The following is a 15,104-nucleotide window of genomic DNA, read 5'->3' as shown; positions in this document are numbered from 1 at the left end:
GCGCCGGGCCGTTTACGACTCGGCGCTCAGCACCATGAACAACACCAGCGCCGCCAGCGGCACGCCGAATACAGCACTGCCGATCGCGATTTCCGACCCCAGCGACTGGCCGGCATGCACCACCCCCACCGCGCCATTGATCACCGTCAACGCCAGCCACAGCGCGGCGAAGCCGTAGGCCATGGTCTGACGGCTGAAGCCGATGCGCTCGCCGATGTAGAGCATCAGGGCCAGAAGGACCAGGCCGAAGAAGATGATGATGGCGGTGTGCATGGGTGTGCCTGCGGCATATGCAGTGTTTGGTCGGACGCCTTCGCGGGCAAGCCCGCTCCCACAGGGTTTGGCGTCGTTCACAATGGTTTTATTCAACGCAGAAACCTGTGGAGTGGGCTTGCTTGCGAAGGGGCCACCTCTGTGTCCTTTAGAGCATAGCCAAACTAGCCAACCCCGTATTCGTCAGGTGCTCTCGCGCTCGATGACCTGGCACTGCAGCAGATTAAGTCGTTGCACCTCCTCGGTCGGCAACACGGCAAGGCTTTCCAGCACCCGTGTCGCGGCCAGTACGCCGATCTCCAGTGCCGGGGGTTTGATGGTGCTGAGGCTTGGCAAAAGCATCTCGGCAAACGGGTAATCGCCGAAGCCGAGGACGGCGCAGTCTTCAGGGATCTTGATGCCTGCACGCTGCCCGGCGAGCAGGCCGCCGGCGGCGAGGTTGTCGTTGGCGAAGATGATCGCGTCGGGGCGTGGTGAGCTATTCATCAGCGCCTCCATGGCTTGTTTGCCTGCTTCGAATGGAGCGCGGTCGGCGTCCGGGGCGAACACCCAGGGTTCCATTGCAAATGCTCGGACAGTCGCGGCATAACCGTCGCGGCGTTCCAGCGCACTGAAGTCGCCGGGTGCGCTGTTCTGCACGAAAGCGATACGCCGATAGCCTTTGTCGTGCAGATAGCGAGCGGCGCTGACACCGACTTCAAAATGCGAAAAACCGATCTGCATCGGCCCGCGATCCGGCTGGTAATCCCATGTCTCGATCACCGGAACATCGGCCTCGGCAATCATCTTTTCGGTGCCCGCACTGTGGAAGTGACTGGTCAGCACCAACGCTGCCGGTGACCAGCCGAGAAACGCGCGCACCGCGTTTTCTTCCTGCTCGGCGCTGAAGTAACTCGAGGCCAGGAGCAGCTGATAGCCATTGCGACTGAGAGTGTCACTGAAGCCCTGAATGGTATTGGCGAAGATTGGCCCGGAGATGTTCGGGATTACCATTCCAACGATTTTCCCTCGCGCTGAGGCCAGACCGCCGGCCACCAGATTCGGCACGTAACCCAGTTCTGCGACCACCGCCGCAATGCGTTCACGACGTTCGGGCGAGACTTGCTCCGGCTGATTGAAATAACGCGATACGGTAATCGCCGACACGCCGGCCTGTCGTGCCACCGCGTTAAGGGTTACACGACCGGCGCCACGGCGTTTGCGGGGCTTCTCTTCGCTCAAGGTTCGATCCTTCTTAAAAACCAAAACGCATATAAAAGTAATTTTTCAGTATTGGACGGTCTATGTACGGCTTGCAGATACTGGAGATGGTAGCGCTAACAAAGCGCATTGTCTGCTACTCGCTCGAGCGAATGCCCAAGACACCGATTCAGGCGCTGTCGTCGCAGAACGGCAGCGGTTAAGGGCCAATTTCGAGCGGGCAAACATGCACAACATTCCTGGGGCGACACACAAACTGGCGCAATCGATTCGCGCGGCAGGCTGGCTTTTTACCGGGTTGGCGGCGCTGCCGCTGCCCAATGCATTCGCGGCTGAGAGTGCTGATCAGGAGCCGACACTCAAGTCGGTGACCGTCACGGCGACACGCCGCGAAGAGTCGCTGCAGAAGGTGCCGGTGGCGGTCTCGGTGATCGACGGCGAACAGCTGGAACGCGATAACCGCAACGGCGTGGCGAGCATCGTCCAGCAAGAGCCGTCGCTGAATTTCCGCACCGGCGCGTCGAACAAGGACACCTCGTTGTTTGTCCGCGGCGTCGGCACGATTTCCACCTCACCCGGCGTCGAGCCGACCGTGGCCACGGTGATTGATGGGGTGGTTTATGCGCGTCCCGGTCAGTCGACCCTCGACCTCCTGGATCTGGAGCGCGTCGAAGTCTTGCGCGGCCCGCAAGGCACGCTGTTCGGCAAGAACGCCTCGGCCGGGGTGCTCAACATCACCAGCAAAGCGCCGACCGCCGAGACCCACGGTTACATCGATCAGTCCTATTACAGCGGCAACGAAAGCCGCACGCGTTTCGGCATCGGCGGCAGCCTGATTCCGGACACGCTCAAGGGCTCGATCAGCACCTTGTTCGGCAGCTACGACGGCAATGTCGACAACAAACACAACGGTCAGGAGGTCAACGGCTACAACCATCGTGGCGTGCGCGGCAAACTCGAATTAACCCCGAACGATGACGTCACCTTCACCCTGATCGCCGACTACATGCAATCCCACGATGACGGCCCGAATGGTGTGGTGAGCAAGTCACTGACTCCGGCCTTCGCCAATGCGCTGAGCCCGGTCAATGCGACCAGCCACAACCGTGACATCAATACCGACACCCGCAGCCACGTCGAAGACACCAACAAAGGTTTGTCCGGCCAGCTCGACTGGCAACTGGGCGATTACACCCTGACGTCGATCACTGCGTGGCGCGGCTGGGACAACACCCAGTATCAGGACGGCGATCGTCTCGGCACGGTGACAGCAGCGTTCCCCGGCACGGCGGACAAGGGCGATCTGGCCTTCGATCAATACTCGCAGGAGCTGCGTCTGGCATCGCCAAAAGGTGAATTCCTCGAATACGTCGGCGGCCTGTTTTACATGCACGGCAAGGACGACGAAACCTATCAGCGCACGCTGACCACGACCACCAGCGTCAACCGAGGTGTGGCCGATTACAGCACCACCAGCGACAGCTACGCGGCGTTCGGTGAAGCGACGTTGAACTTCACTTCGGACTTTCGTGGCATCGCCGGTCTGCGCTATACCCACGATGATCTGGAATACGATCACCGCCGCGTCTCCACCTCGGCGACCACCGTCAGCGGCATCCAGCCGGCGACCAGCAGTTCCGGTTCGGTGGATGAGGACGGCTGGTCCGGCCGCCTCGGCGTGCAGTACGACTTGAGCGACGCAGTCACCACTTACCTGACTTACTCGCGCGGCTACAAAGGCCCGGCCTACAACGTGTTCTTCAACATGCAGCCGCGTGACACCGAAGCACTCAAGCCGGAAACCTCCAACACCTGGGAGGCCGGTATCAAAGCGACAAGCTGGAACAATCGCCTGACCACCAACCTCGCGGTTTTCCACAGCGATTACGACAACTATCAGGCCAATTTTTTCGACACGGTGGCCGGGCAAGTGGTGACGCGCCTGATCAACGCCGGCAGCGTCAGCACCGAAGGTGTCGAACTCGATTACGCGTTGCAGGCCACCCAGCAACTGAAGCTCTCCGGCGCGCTGGCCTACACCCGGGCGCGCATCGACGAGTTCGCCTGCCCGGCGGGCGCGGCGGCGTCGTGCAATGTCAACGGCAAGCCGCTGCCGTTCAGCCCGGACTGGAAAAGCTACGTGCGCGCCGACTACAGCATCCCGCTGGATAACGGCCTGGATATCGAACTCGGCACCGATTACAGCTGGCAAAGCGAAGTGCAGTACGACATCAGCCAGAACCCCGACACCAAACAGGGCGCCTACGGCCTGTGGAACGCCAGCATCGCCCTGGCCGATTACACCAATGGCTGGCGCGTGGCGCTGCTCGGCAAAAACCTCACCGACAAGTCGTATTCGCCACTGCTCGCCAGCGGCGGCAACTACATCTACCGCGCCGTGCCACGGGATGACGAGCGCTACTTCGGCGTGCAACTGCGCAAGGATTTCTAAGATGAGCAGACAGCTGAAGCTTGGAGCGTTCCTCATGGCCACCGGGCACCACGTTGCCGCGTGGCGTCATCCGGATGTGCCGGCCAATGCCGGTCTCGATTTCGCCCATTACAAACGGCTGGCGCAGATTGCCGAGGCGGCGAAATTCGATGCGCTGTTCGTTGCCGACAGCGTCGCCGCGCCGACCCAGGACATCGCCAGTCGCATGGCGCGCTCGGATCACTTCGAGCCACTGACGTTACTTTCGGCATTGAGTGCGGTGACCGAGCACATAGGCCTGATCGCCACGGCCACCACCAGCTACAACGAGCCGTACCATGTGGCGCGTAAATTTGCTTCACTGGATCATTTGTCGGGTGGGCGAGCGGGGTGGAATCTGGTGACTTCGGATAACGCCGCCGAAGCTCTGAATTTCGGTCGCGAGGAGCACATCGGCCACGCCGAACGCTACAGTCGCGCCCGTGAATTTCATCAGGTGGTGACCGGGCTCTGGGACAGTTGGGAGGATGATGCCTTTCACCGCGACAAGGCCAGCGGTGCGTATTACGACCCGGAAAAGCTCCACGTGCTCGATCACGTCGGCGAGCACTTTCGCGTCAAAGGTCCGCTGAACGTCGCACGCTCACCTCAGGGGCAACCGGTGATTGTGCAGGCAGGCTCCTCCGAAACCGGGCGTGAACTGGCGGCGCAAACGGCTGAAGTGGTGTTCACCGCACAGACTTCATTGGCCGGCGCGCAAGCGTTCTATGCCGACCTCAAAGGACGTTTGCCCAAGTACGGCCGCAGTGCCGATGCGTTGAAAATCATGCCCGGAGTTTTTGTCGTCGTCGGGCAGACGGAAGCCGAGGCGAAGGAAAAATGTGAAACGTTTCAGCAATTAGTCGAACCCGAGGTTGGCGTCGCCTTGCTTGGGCGTATGCTGGGCAACTTCGACTTGTCGAAGTACCCGCTGGACGGGCTACTGCCCGAGTTGCCGCTGACTGACAGCGGGCAGCAGAGTCGACAAAAACTGCTGACCGAACTGGCGGGGCGCGAAAACCTCACGCTGGCTGAGCTGGGCCGCAAGATTGCCGGCGGGCGAGGGCATTACACTCTGGTGGGCACGCCGGTACAGATTGCCGATCGCTTGCAGGAGTGGTTCGAACAGGGCGCTGCGGACGGCTTCAACGTGCTGGTGCCACATCTGCCGGGCGGGCTCGAAGATTTCGCCAATGGCGTGGTGCCGGAACTGCAACGGCGTGGGCTGTTCAGAACCGAGTATGAGGGTCGGACGTTGCGCGAGAACCTTGGCCTGGCCCGGCCCCGAAACAGATTTTGTGATTGATAGAGCTGTTGTGGTGAGGGGATAAATCCCCTCACCACAAAGTGTTCGACTTCAGATGACCAAAAGACAGACAAGAGAGGATTCGATGACTTACACCGCTGCCGAAAACCGCTACGACTCCATCCCTTACCGCCGCGTCGGTCGCAGCGGTCTGGTGTTGCCGGCGCTGTCGCTGGGCCTGTGGCACAACTTTGGCGACAGCACGCCGATCGACACCCAACGCGCCTTGCTGCGCACCGCGTTCGATCTGGGCATCAACCACTTCGACCTGGCCAACAACTACGGCCCGCCGTACGGCAGCGCCGAAACCAATTTCGGTCGCCTTCTGCGCGAAGACTTCAAGCAGTACCGCGACGAACTGATCATCTCCAGCAAGGCCGGTTGGGACATGTGGCCCGGCCCTTACGGCCAGGGCGGCGGTTCGCGCAAATACGTGCTGGCCAGCCTCGACCAGAGCCTGCAGCGCCTCGGTCTGGATTATGTGGATATCTTTTATTCGCACCGCTTCGACCCGGACACCCCGCTGGAAGAAACCGCCAGCGCCCTCGCCACTGCGGTGCAGCAGGGCAAGGCTCTGTACATCGGCATCTCCTCGTATTCCGGAGTGAAAACCCGTGAAATGGCGGCGTTGCTGAAAGAGTGGAAAGTGCCGTTGCTGATTCACCAACCGGCGTACAACCTGCTCAACCGCTGGGTGGAAAAGGATCTGCTCGATACCACCGAGGAACTCGGCACGGGCGTCATCGCTTTCACGCCATTGGCGCAGGGCCTGTTGACCGACAAATACCTCAACGGCGTGCCGGAAGATGCGCGGGTCAATCGTCCGGGCGGTGGTTCGTTACAGGCTTCGCACTTGTCCGAGGCGAACATCGCGCATGTGCGCGCGTTGAACGAGATCGCCAAGCGTCGTGGGCAGAGCCTGGCGCAACTGGCGCTGGCGTGGACGCTGCGTGATCCACGGGTGACCTCGGCACTGATCGGTGCAAGCCGGCCGGAGCAGATTATCGAGAACGTCGGGGCGTTGAAGAATTTGAGCTTCAGTGCTGAAGAGTTGGCGGAGATTGACCGGTTTGCCCAAGAGGGTGGGATCAATCTGTGGGAGAAGCCTTCGACGGCGGAATAAGTGACTGGCGCCGAATGATTCGGCGCCTGCTCTGACGCTTTCGCGGGCAAGCCCGCTCCCACAGGGTTCCAGTCGTACACAAAAGCTGTGAACGGCGCTGTACCTGTGGGAGCGGGCTTGCCCGCGAAGGGGTCAGTTCAGACAACGAGGAAACCGGGTCTTATCTGAAAAACGGCACATCCCCCAAAACCGTAGCCCGCTGCATCACCCGCCGCGCCGGCCGGTAATCATCCACCGCGTAATGCTGTGTCACGCGGTTGTCCCAGAACGCAATATCGTCTTTCTGCCAACGCCAGCGAATGGTGAACTCCGGCCGCGTCGCGTGGGCGAACAGGAACTTCAGAATCGCCTCGCTCTCGGTTTCCGACAGCTCATTGATCTTCGACGTGAAGCCTTCGTTGACGAACAACGAACGCCGCCCGCTGACCGGATGCGTACGGATCACTGGATGCGACAACGGCGGATTCTTGCGTCGCGCCTCTTCCCACTGCGCCAGCGCTTCCGGCGTGTTGCCATAGCGCTCCAGCGGAAACGAGCGGGTGAAATCGTGGGTTGCGGTCAGCCCTTCAAGCAAGCCTTTCATCGGTGCCGACAGCGCTTCATACGCGGCAATGCCGCTGGCCCACAGCGTGTCGCCACCAAATTCCGGCAACAACTTGGCGCTGAGCACCGCGCCCATCGCCGGCGTCGGCAGGAAGGTCACGTCGGTGTGCCAGATCGCGTTGTCGCGCACGTCGGTGACAGCGGTGTCGAGGATCAGCACTTCCGGTTGTTCCGGCACGTTCGGGTAGATCGGATGAATGTGCAGATCACCGAAATAGTGAGCGAAGCGCGCCTGTTGCGACGGTTCGATCGGCTGGTTGCGGAAGAACAGCACTTGGTATTTGAGCAGCGCCTGCTCGATGGCGTCGCGGTGTTCCAGGCTCAACGGCTGGCTGATGTCGACGCCGCTGATCTGCGCGCCGAGGGCCGAGCTTAATGGGGTGATGTTCAGGCTGCTCATGGTCTTACTCTTCAAATTCGGGGGGGCAGAGCTTTTGTAGGAGTGAGCCTGCTCGCGATAGCGTTGCGTCATTCACAACAGCCGTTGCCTTTCACTCGGCAATCGCGAGCAGGCTCACTCCTACAAGGGATTTACATGAAATGGGTCAGTGCGCCTGGCCGTGCCACGGCACCAGTTTGCGTTGCAAAGCGCGCAAGCCCATTTCCATGGCGAAGGCGATCAGGGCGATGACCAGAATCCCCAGCACCACCACATCGGTGACCAGGAACTGCGCGGCCGACTGCACCATGAAACCCAAACCACTGGTGGCGGCGATCAGTTCAGCGGCGACCAGCGTCGACCAGCCAACCCCCAGCCCAATGCGCACACCGGTCAGAATGTCCGGCAGAGCGCTCGGCAAAATCACATGGCGAATCAGTTGTGCGCGAGTCGCGCCGAGCGACTGCGCTGCGCGCAGTTTGGCCGGGTCAACCGTGCGCACGCCGGTAGCTGTGGCGATGGCGATCGGCGCGAAAATCGCCAGATAGATAAGCAGCACTTTCGACAATTCGCCGATGCCGCACCAGATCACGATGAGCGGCAGGTAGGCGAGCGGTGGGATAGGCCGGTAGAACTCGATCAACGGATCCAGAACGCCACGGGCGATGCGGTTGGCACCGATGGCGATGCCCACCGGCACGGCGGTCAGAATCGCGAAACCAAGCCCCAGGCCGATGCGGCTGAGACTCGCGCCGAGGTGTTGCCACAGGGTCGAATCCATATAGCCGCTGGTGGCCAGCAACCAGCCTTTTTGCAGCACAGCGGAGGGCGGTGGCAGGAACAGCGGCTCGATCAATCCAGTAGCGGTCACCGCCCACCAGATCACCAGCAAGGCGAACAACGTCAGCAGGCTGATCCAGCGCGTGCTGAGACTGCGGCGCACCGGGCTCGCTACCGATGGGGTTTTCACTGCCGGGGCGGAAACGTCGTAACTGCTCATGCGCGCTCCTGCCGTTGAACGGCGCTGCGTTGCGAGAACACTTTGCTCAGCACGTGTTCACGGGTTTCGATAAAACGCGGGTCGGATTTGATCGCCCGTGCCGATTCGCCAGCGGCGTAACGCTGGCCGAAATCCAGGTGCAGACGCTCAACGATCTGCCCCGGATTCGGCGCCAGCAGAATCAGGTCGGTTGCGAGGAACACCGCTTCTTCAATGTCGTGGGTAATCAGAAAAACCGGTTTGGCGGTGCGCTGCCAGACTTGCAGCAACAGCTCTTGCATTTGTTCGCGGGTAAATGCGTCGAGGGCGCCGAAGGGTTCGTCCATCAGCAACACGCGCGGGTCGGCGGCGAGTGCACGGGCGAGGCCGACGCGTTGTTTCTGGCCACCGGAAAGTTGCCAGATACGGCGGTTTTCAAAACCGGATAGATCGACCAGCGCGAGCATCTCGCGGGCGATCTTTTCGCGCTTGTCCTTGGCGACACCGGCCAGCTCCAGACCGAATGCAACGTTGGCTAACACGTCCTGCCAAGGCAGCAACGCGTCGTCCTGAAACACCACGCCACGTTCGGCGCTCGGGCCTTTGACCGGCACGCCGTCGAGGGTGATGCGCCCGGCACTCGGTTCGACGAAGCCGGCAATCAGGTTCAACAGCGAAGTCTTGCCACTGCCGGATGGGCCGAGGGCCACCAGCAATTGCTGCGGCCCCAGGGTCAGAGAAATATCCGCCAGCACCGGTTCCGGGCTGCCCGCGTACTGTGCGCTGATGCGCTCCAGCTGTAGCAAAGCCATCGCAGTTAACTCCCGATCAGTTGGTGATGTATTTGGCGCTGACGTACGGCGCGTAGTCCGGCAGAACCGCTTCGACCTTGCCTTGCTCCTTGAGGAACGCGGCGGTGTCGGTGATGGCTTTGGTGGTCGGTGCGCCAAGGTCGCTGACCTGATCAGCCGCCAGTGGGTAGACGTTGCCTTGCAGCAGCAATGGAATGTCGCTGGCCTTGGCGCCGGAGAGTTTCACCAGTTTGTCGACGTTGGATTGATCGGCGAGCCAGGCTTTCGGGTCTTTGCGGTAATCGGCGTAGGCATCGAGGGTAACTTTGGCGAACGCCCGGACGATTTCCGGGTGCTTCTCGGCGAAATCCTTGCGCACGATCCAGGCATCGAAAGTCGGCGCGCCGAACTTGGCCAGCTCACCGGAGGTGATCAGCACTTTGCCGTTTTCCTTGGCTACTCCGAGGGCTGGGTCCCACACGTAAGTGGCGTCGATGTCACCGCGTTTCCACGCAGCGATGATTGCTGGCGGCGCGAGGTTGAGCACGGTGACTTTCGAGGGGTCGATGTTCCAGTGCTTGAGTGCGGCGAGCAGGCTGTAGTGACCGGTCGATACGAACGGCACGGCGATTTTCTTGCCGACCAGATCCTGTGGCGTCTTGATCCCGGAACCGTCACGAGCGACCAGCGCTTCGGCGGCGCCGATCTGGGTGGCGATGAGGAAGGTTTCCACCGGGACTTTGCGGGTGATCGCAGCGGTCAGCGGACTTGAACCGAGGTAGCCGATCTGCACGTCGCCGGAAGCGATGGCGGTGATCACATCGGCACCGTTATCGAATTTGCGCCAGCTGATGTCGGCTTTGGTGGCCTTCTCGTAGGCACCGTCGGCCTGGGCGACTTTCGCCGGGTCAACGGTGGTCTGATAAGCGACGGTGAGGTCGGCGGCCTGCGCCAGAAAGCTCGCGGCAGCCAGAGAGGCCACGGCCAGCAGGCGAAGCGGGAAATGCAGTTTCATGGGAGTGCTCCAGTTCAGGCGACCGAGGATCGGCGTGGAAAGGAGACTAAATGATCTAAGAATCTAAAAATAAATAACTTTTTAGACTTAGCTTATGAGCGGAAAAATCTAAGAAGGAGGGTAGAGAGAGCCTTTCGATAGTTCCCACGCTCTGCGTGGGAATTCAGCTTGTGACGCTCCGCGTCACTGGGACGCAGAGCGTCCTTTGAGGCATTCCCACGCAGAGCATGGGAACGATCATCACACGGTATTTCAGGTCGGCGTACTTCGCATCAACACCGCGGTCAGTCCCCTCTCCCACTGGGAGAGGGTTAGGGTGAGGGGCTCTTCAGTTACTGATCGCCAGAATGCTCGCCTGGTACGACCCGACAAACACATCGAAATCGCCCACTTCGTTCTGCTCCAGCTCAGCCTGCGCCGCCAGCGAAGATCGCGCCAGTTCCTCGAACTTCGCCTGCTCATCCGCCGCCAACGGCTCGCTGCGGAAGAACTCGGCATGCGCCTGGCTCTGACGCAGGGAGAACTGCGCGAAGCTTTCCTTGTGCTCAGCCATCGCCGCCAACACCTGCGCCGAAGGCGTCAGCGACGGATCGCGGACCTTGGCCAGTTGCGCATCCAGCGCCTTGCTGTGCGCGTCGCCGCCATGGCTCTGATCCAGCAGCGCGGCGAGCGGGGCAATCTGTTCCAGCAGCTCGGTCGCCCAGGTCTTCATCTCGACCGGCTCACCGTCACGCTGCAATTGCAGGCCCGGACGGCGACCTTCCTTGACCACGCTGAGGAAGTTCGAGGTGGCGTTGCCGCACGACGTGTTGGTCAGCAGCGGGCTGTCGTTCAGCGCGCAGTACAGCAGGAACGCGTCGAGGAAGCGCGACTCGGTAAGGTCGATGCCCATCGGCAGAAACGGGTTGATGTCCAGGCAACGCACTTCGACGTACTGAATGCCACGGGCCATCAAGGCCTGGATCGGCCGCTCACCGGTGTAGGTCACGCGTTTCGGGCGGATGTTGGAGTAGTACTCGTTTTCGATCTGCAGGATGTTGGTGTTGAGCTGCACCCACTCACCATCCTTGTGCGTGCCGACCTCAACGTACGGCGCGTACGGCGTGGCCACGGCTTTGCGCAGGCTGTCGGTGTAGCTCGCCAGATCGTTGTAGCACGGCGTCAGGCCGGCCTGGGCGTTGCTTTGATAACCGAGGTCGCTCATGCGCAGGCTGGTGGCGTAGGGCAGATACAGGGTGTCCGGATCGAGCTGTTCCAGCTGATGCGAACGACCGCGCAGGAAGCCTGCGTCCAGCGCCGGCGATGCACCGAACAGGTACATCAGCAGCCAGCTGTAGCGACGGAAATTACGGATCAACGCGATGTAGGAAACCGACTGGAAATCGCGGTCAGTGCCGACAAAACCCTCGGCTTCGCGCAGCAGCGGCCAGAGCTTTTCCGGCAGGGAAAAGTTGTAGTGAATCCCGGCGATGCACTGCATGGTCTTGCCGTAACGCAGGGCCAGGCCCTTGCGGTAGACGTACTTGAGCTGACCGATGTTGGAGGTGCCGTAATAGGCGATCGGGATGTCTTCCTCGGCCGGCAACGGGCACGGCATCGATGGACTCCACAGGTACTCGTTGCCGAGCTTGCTGTAGGCAAAGCGATGAATCTTGTCCAGGCTCGCCAGCGTATCCGCCGGGTCGGGCAGGGCGGGCGTGATGAATTCCAGCAGCGACTCGGAATAGTCGGTGGTGATTTGTTCGTTGGTCAGCGCGGAACCCAAGGCTTCCGGGTGCGGCGTTTGCGCCAGTCGACCTTCGCTGGTCACGCGCAGGCATTCACGTTCGATACCGTGAAGGCACTGTTCGAGCAGAGAGAGGTTGGCGCGCTCGCCGAGCAGAGCCAGGCGGCGGTTGAGAAGTTCGCTCAATTTGGATTCCTTCACGCGTCAGTCGCCCCAATATGGGGGTGGGCAGGACGGTCTACAAGGGTGAAGTTGAAACTGGCGTTTTCGCCTGGTTTTTCGGGCCTCAAAGCCCCCGTTGAAACGCCAACTTCATTCCCTGAATCTGGCTGATGCACGCGAAGAATACGCGATCCCTGTGGGAGCGGACTTGCCCGCGAAGAGGCAGTGTCAGTCAACATAATATCGCCTGACACAGCGCTTTCGCGAGCAAGCCCGCTCCCACAGAAAAGCTCGACGCTGCGATCACAGCGCCGAAATTAACTCAAAATGATGAACAACATCTACAGGACAGCGAAGGTGCCTTGCGCTTTTGCGACCAGTTTGTCCCCTTGCATTACGTCGGCTTCGACCACCAGCGTGCGCCGCCCCGGGTGGATCACCCGCGCCGTGCACAGCACCTCACCGTCGGAAACGGCACGGATATAGTTGATCTTGCACTCGATGGTCGCGCTCTGCTGGTCAAAGCCGTGGGTGCTGGAACAAGCCAGCCCCATGGCGATGTCGACCAGACTGAACAGCGCGCCTCCGTGCAATTTGCCACCGCGATTGCGCAGTTGCGGTTCCAGCCCCAGGGTGACTTGCGCCACCCCGGTTTCCAGGCTGTGCAGGCGGCAGCCCAACAGCTTGAAAAACGCGCTCTCGACGAGCCCGGCCGGAACGTCCATCAGCGTTTCTTCAACTGCTTGGCGTTGGCGAACAGCGAGGCCATCGCATTGTTCACCGGCGCGGCGGTGACGGTTTCCTTGCGTGGCGCGTTGTTCGAAGGCTGGCGCTGCGCCGAGCCCGGACGCGAGCCACGGGCGCCGTCGATCTTCTCGCCCGGGGTGTCGCCCATGCGCATCGACAGGCCAACGCGTTTGCGCGGGATGTCGACTTCCATGACCTTCACTTTCACCACATCACCGGCCTTCACCGCTTCACGCGGATCCTTGATGAACTTCTCCGACAGCGCCGAAATGTGCACCAGACCATCCTGATGCACGCCGATGTCGACGAATGCACCGAACGCGGTCACGTTGGTGACAACACCTTCGAGAATCATCCCCAGTTGCAGATCCTTGAGGTCTTCGACACCTTCCTGGAACTCGGCAGTCTTGAATTCCGGACGCGGGTCACGGCCCGGTTTTTCCAGTTCTTGCAGGATGTCGGTCACGGTTGGCAGACCGAAGGTCTCGTCGGTGAATTTCTTCGGGTCCAGACGCTTGAGGAACGCGGCGTCGCCGATCAGCGAGCGAATATCGCGGTCGGTTTCAGCGGCAATGCGCTGCACCAGCGGATAGGCTTCCGGGTGAACTGCAGAGGAATCCAGCGGGTTGTCGCCGTTCATCACGCGCAAGAAGCCGGCGGCCTGTTCGAAGGTTTTCTCGCCCAGACGCGCGACTTTCTTCAGTGCTGCACGGGTTTTGAAGGCGCCGTGTTCATCGCGGTGAGCGACGATGTTTTGCGCCAGTGTCGCGTTGAGGCCGGAGATCCGCGCCAGCAGCGCCACCGAAGCGGTGTTCACATCAACACCGACGGCGTTCACGCAGTCCTCAACCACAGCATCCAGGCCACGCGCCAGTTTCAGTTGCGAAACGTCATGCTGGTACTGGCCGACACCGATGGATTTCGGATCGATTTTCACCAGCTCGGCCAGTGGATCCTGCAGGCGACGGGCGATGGACACTGCACCACGGATCGACACGTCCAGGTCCGGGAATTCCTTGGCCGCCAGCTCCGACGCCGAGTACACCGATGCGCCGGCTTCCGAAACCATGACCTTGGTCATCTTCATGGCCGGGTATTTTTTGATCAGCTCGATCGCCAGTTTGTCGGTCTCACGGCTGGCGGTGCCGTTGCCGATGGCGATCAGGTCCACCGAGTGCTTGGCGCACAGGGCGGCCAGAATGGCGATGGTCTGGTCCCACTTGTTGTGCGGAACGTGCGGGTAAACCGTGGCGTGATCCAGCAGCTTGCCGGTCGAATCGACCACCGCGACCTTGCAGCCGGTACGCAGGCCCGGGTCGAGGCCCAGGGTCGCGCGCGGGCCGGCCGGGGCGGCCAGCAGCAGGTCGTGCAGGTTGTGGGCGAACACGTTGATCGCCTCGGTTTCGGCGCTGTCGCGCAGCTCGCCGAGCAGGTCGGTTTCCAGATGGGTGTAGAGCTTGACCTTCCAGGTCCAACGCACCACTTCGCCGAGCCATTTGTCGGCCGGACGGTTCTGGTTCTGGATATTAAATTGCTGACCGATCATGCCTTCGCACGGGTGCATGGTGCCCGGCAGCTCGTCGCCGACTTTCAGCGCAGAGCTGAGGATGCCTTCGTTACGGCCACGGAAAATCGCCAGCGCGCGGTGCGACGGCATGCTTTTCAGCGGTTCGTCGTGTTCGAAGTAGTCGCGGAACTTGGCGCCTTCCTCTTCCTTGCCGGCGATGACGCGGGCACTGAGGGTCGCTTCCTGCTTTAGGTAATTGCGCAGCTTTTCCAGCAGGCTGGCGTCTTCGGCAAAGCGCTCCATCAGGATGTATTTGGCGCCTTCGAGCGCCGCCTTCACATCAGCCACGCCTTTTTCGGCGTCGACGAAACGTGCGGCTTCGGCTTCCGGGGTCAGGTTCGGGTCGTTGAACAGGCCTTCGGCCAGCTCGCCGAGGCCGGCTTCCAGGGCGATCTGGCCCTTGGTGCGGCGCTTCTGCTTGTACGGCAGGTACAAGTCTTCGAGGCGAGTCTTGGTGTCGGCGAGCTTGATGTCGCGTTCAAGCTGCGGAGTGAGTTTGCCTTGTTCTTCGATGCTGGCGAGGATGCTGATGCGCCGTTCGTCGAGTTCTCGCAGGTAGCGCAGGCGCTCTTCCAGATGACGCAACTGGGTGTCATCGAGGCTGCCGGTGACTTCTTTCCGGTAACGGGCGATGAAGGGAACGGTAGAGCCTTCATCGAGTAGCGCGACGGCCGCTTCGACCTGTTGTGGGCGTACGCCGAGTTCCTCGGCGATGCGGCTGTTGATGCTGTCCATAAAACCACCTGACATATTGTGAAAGCAG

Annotated in this window: 12 protein-coding genes; 3 read left to right on the top strand and 9 right to left on the bottom strand. The window is 61.1% G+C overall.

Annotation, left to right across the window (positions count from 1 at the left end):
- Positions 1-12 precede the first annotated feature (12 nt).
- Together AC3WMT_RS14815 and AC3WMT_RS14810 are read right to left on the bottom strand one after the other, a co-directional pair.
- Positions 13-273 (bottom strand): hypothetical protein, encoded by a 261-nt coding sequence (locus tag AC3WMT_RS14815; protein WP_103304124.1) that lies wholly within the window; start codon positions 271-273, stop codon positions 13-15.
- A 183-nt stretch (positions 274-456) separates the two neighbouring features.
- Positions 457-1,494, bottom strand: coding sequence for a LacI family DNA-binding transcriptional regulator (locus AC3WMT_RS14810; protein WP_103304125.1), 1,038 nt, complete (start codon positions 1,492-1,494; stop codon positions 457-459).
- Positions 1,495-1,699: 205 nt separating this feature from the next.
- On the opposite strand from AC3WMT_RS14810, the gene AC3WMT_RS14805 reads away from it, so the two are divergent.
- The 3 genes from AC3WMT_RS14805 to mgrA all read left to right on the top strand — a co-directional run bounded on the left by AC3WMT_RS14805 (position 1,700) and on the right by mgrA (position 6,372).
- The gene (locus AC3WMT_RS14805; RefSeq protein ID WP_103304126.1) at positions 1,700-3,925 is read left to right on the top strand and encodes a TonB-dependent receptor; all 2,226 of its coding nucleotides are present in this window, start codon (positions 1,700-1,702) and stop codon (positions 3,923-3,925) included.
- 1 nt (position 3,926) lies between these two features.
- Entirely contained in the window at positions 3,927-5,249 is a 1,323-nt protein-coding gene (locus tag AC3WMT_RS14800) for an LLM class flavin-dependent oxidoreductase (RefSeq protein WP_103304127.1), read from the top strand.
- 85 nt (positions 5,250-5,334) lie between these two features.
- Positions 5,335-6,372: an L-glyceraldehyde 3-phosphate reductase gene (gene mgrA, locus AC3WMT_RS14795; protein WP_103304128.1), complete on the top strand. Its 1,038-nt coding sequence runs from the start codon at positions 5,335-5,337 to the stop codon at positions 6,370-6,372.
- Positions 6,373-6,532: 160 nt separating this feature from the next.
- Here the strand turns inward: mgrA and tauD are convergent, their stop codons facing one another.
- From tauD to AC3WMT_RS14760, 7 genes are all read right to left on the bottom strand, one after another.
- Entirely contained in the window at positions 6,533-7,375 is an 843-nt protein-coding gene (gene tauD / locus AC3WMT_RS14790) for a taurine dioxygenase (RefSeq protein ID WP_103304129.1), read from the bottom strand.
- 145 nt (positions 7,376-7,520) lie between these two features.
- Positions 7,521-8,354 carry a taurine ABC transporter permease TauC gene (gene tauC / locus AC3WMT_RS14785; RefSeq protein WP_103304130.1) on the bottom strand — a complete coding sequence of 278 codons (834 nt, stop codon included), beginning with the start codon at positions 8,352-8,354 and terminating at the stop codon, positions 7,521-7,523.
- Positions 8,351-9,145, bottom strand: coding sequence for a taurine ABC transporter ATP-binding subunit (gene tauB / locus AC3WMT_RS14780; RefSeq protein WP_103304131.1), 795 nt, complete (start codon positions 9,143-9,145; stop codon positions 8,351-8,353). Before tauB ends, tauC begins: the two co-directional genes overlap by 4 nt.
- A 16-nt stretch (positions 9,146-9,161) precedes the next feature.
- Complete coding sequence (tauA, locus tag AC3WMT_RS14775) at positions 9,162-10,139, bottom strand: taurine ABC transporter substrate-binding protein (RefSeq protein WP_103304132.1); 978 nt, start codon at positions 10,137-10,139, stop codon at positions 9,162-9,164.
- Positions 10,140-10,467: 328 nt separating this feature from the next.
- On the bottom strand, positions 10,468-12,051 hold the full coding sequence (gshA, locus tag AC3WMT_RS14770; RefSeq protein WP_103304133.1) for a glutamate--cysteine ligase: 1,584 nt from the start codon (positions 12,049-12,051) through the stop codon (positions 10,468-10,470).
- Positions 12,052-12,368: 317 nt separating this feature from the next.
- Positions 12,369-12,752, bottom strand: coding sequence for a PaaI family thioesterase (locus tag AC3WMT_RS14765; RefSeq protein ID WP_103304135.1), 384 nt, complete (start codon positions 12,750-12,752; stop codon positions 12,369-12,371).
- On the bottom strand, positions 12,752-15,076 hold the full coding sequence (locus AC3WMT_RS14760) for a Tex family protein (protein ID WP_103304136.1): 2,325 nt from the start codon (positions 15,074-15,076) through the stop codon (positions 12,752-12,754). The genes AC3WMT_RS14765 and AC3WMT_RS14760 overlap by 1 nt, the downstream gene beginning before the upstream one ends.
- Positions 15,077-15,104 lie beyond the last annotated feature (28 nt).

The sequence above is a fragment of the Pseudomonas sp. FW305-7 genome, from assembly GCF_058786735.1.
Note: the sequence above shows the minus strand (reverse complement) of the source record. Positions and strands in the feature narration are given on the sequence as shown.

Coding starts and splice junctions, on each gene's coding strand:
- AC3WMT_RS14815 (WP_103304124.1), bottom strand. CDS start 273: ATGCACACCGCCATCATCATCTTCTTCGGCCTGGTCCTTCTGGCCCTG.
- AC3WMT_RS14805 (WP_103304126.1), top strand. CDS start 1,700: ATGCACAACATTCCTGGGGCGACACACAAACTGGCGCAATCGATTCGC.
- AC3WMT_RS14800 (WP_103304127.1), top strand. CDS start 3,927: ATGAGCAGACAGCTGAAGCTTGGAGCGTTCCTCATGGCCACCGGGCAC.
- mgrA (WP_103304128.1), top strand. CDS start 5,335: ATGACTTACACCGCTGCCGAAAACCGCTACGACTCCATCCCTTACCGC.
- tauD (WP_103304129.1), bottom strand. CDS start 7,375: ATGAGCAGCCTGAACATCACCCCATTAAGCTCGGCCCTCGGCGCGCAG.
- tauC (WP_103304130.1), bottom strand. CDS start 8,354: ATGAGCAGTTACGACGTTTCCGCCCCGGCAGTGAAAACCCCATCGGTA.
- tauB (WP_103304131.1), bottom strand. CDS start 9,145: ATGGCTTTGCTACAGCTGGAGCGCATCAGCGCACAGTACGCGGGCAGC.
- tauA (WP_103304132.1), bottom strand. CDS start 10,139: ATGAAACTGCATTTCCCGCTTCGCCTGCTGGCCGTGGCCTCTCTGGCT.
- AC3WMT_RS14765 (WP_103304135.1), bottom strand. CDS start 12,752: ATGGACGTTCCGGCCGGGCTCGTCGAGAGCGCGTTTTTCAAGCTGTTG.
- AC3WMT_RS14760 (WP_103304136.1), bottom strand. CDS start 15,076: ATGGACAGCATCAACAGCCGCATCGCCGAGGAACTCGGCGTACGCCCA.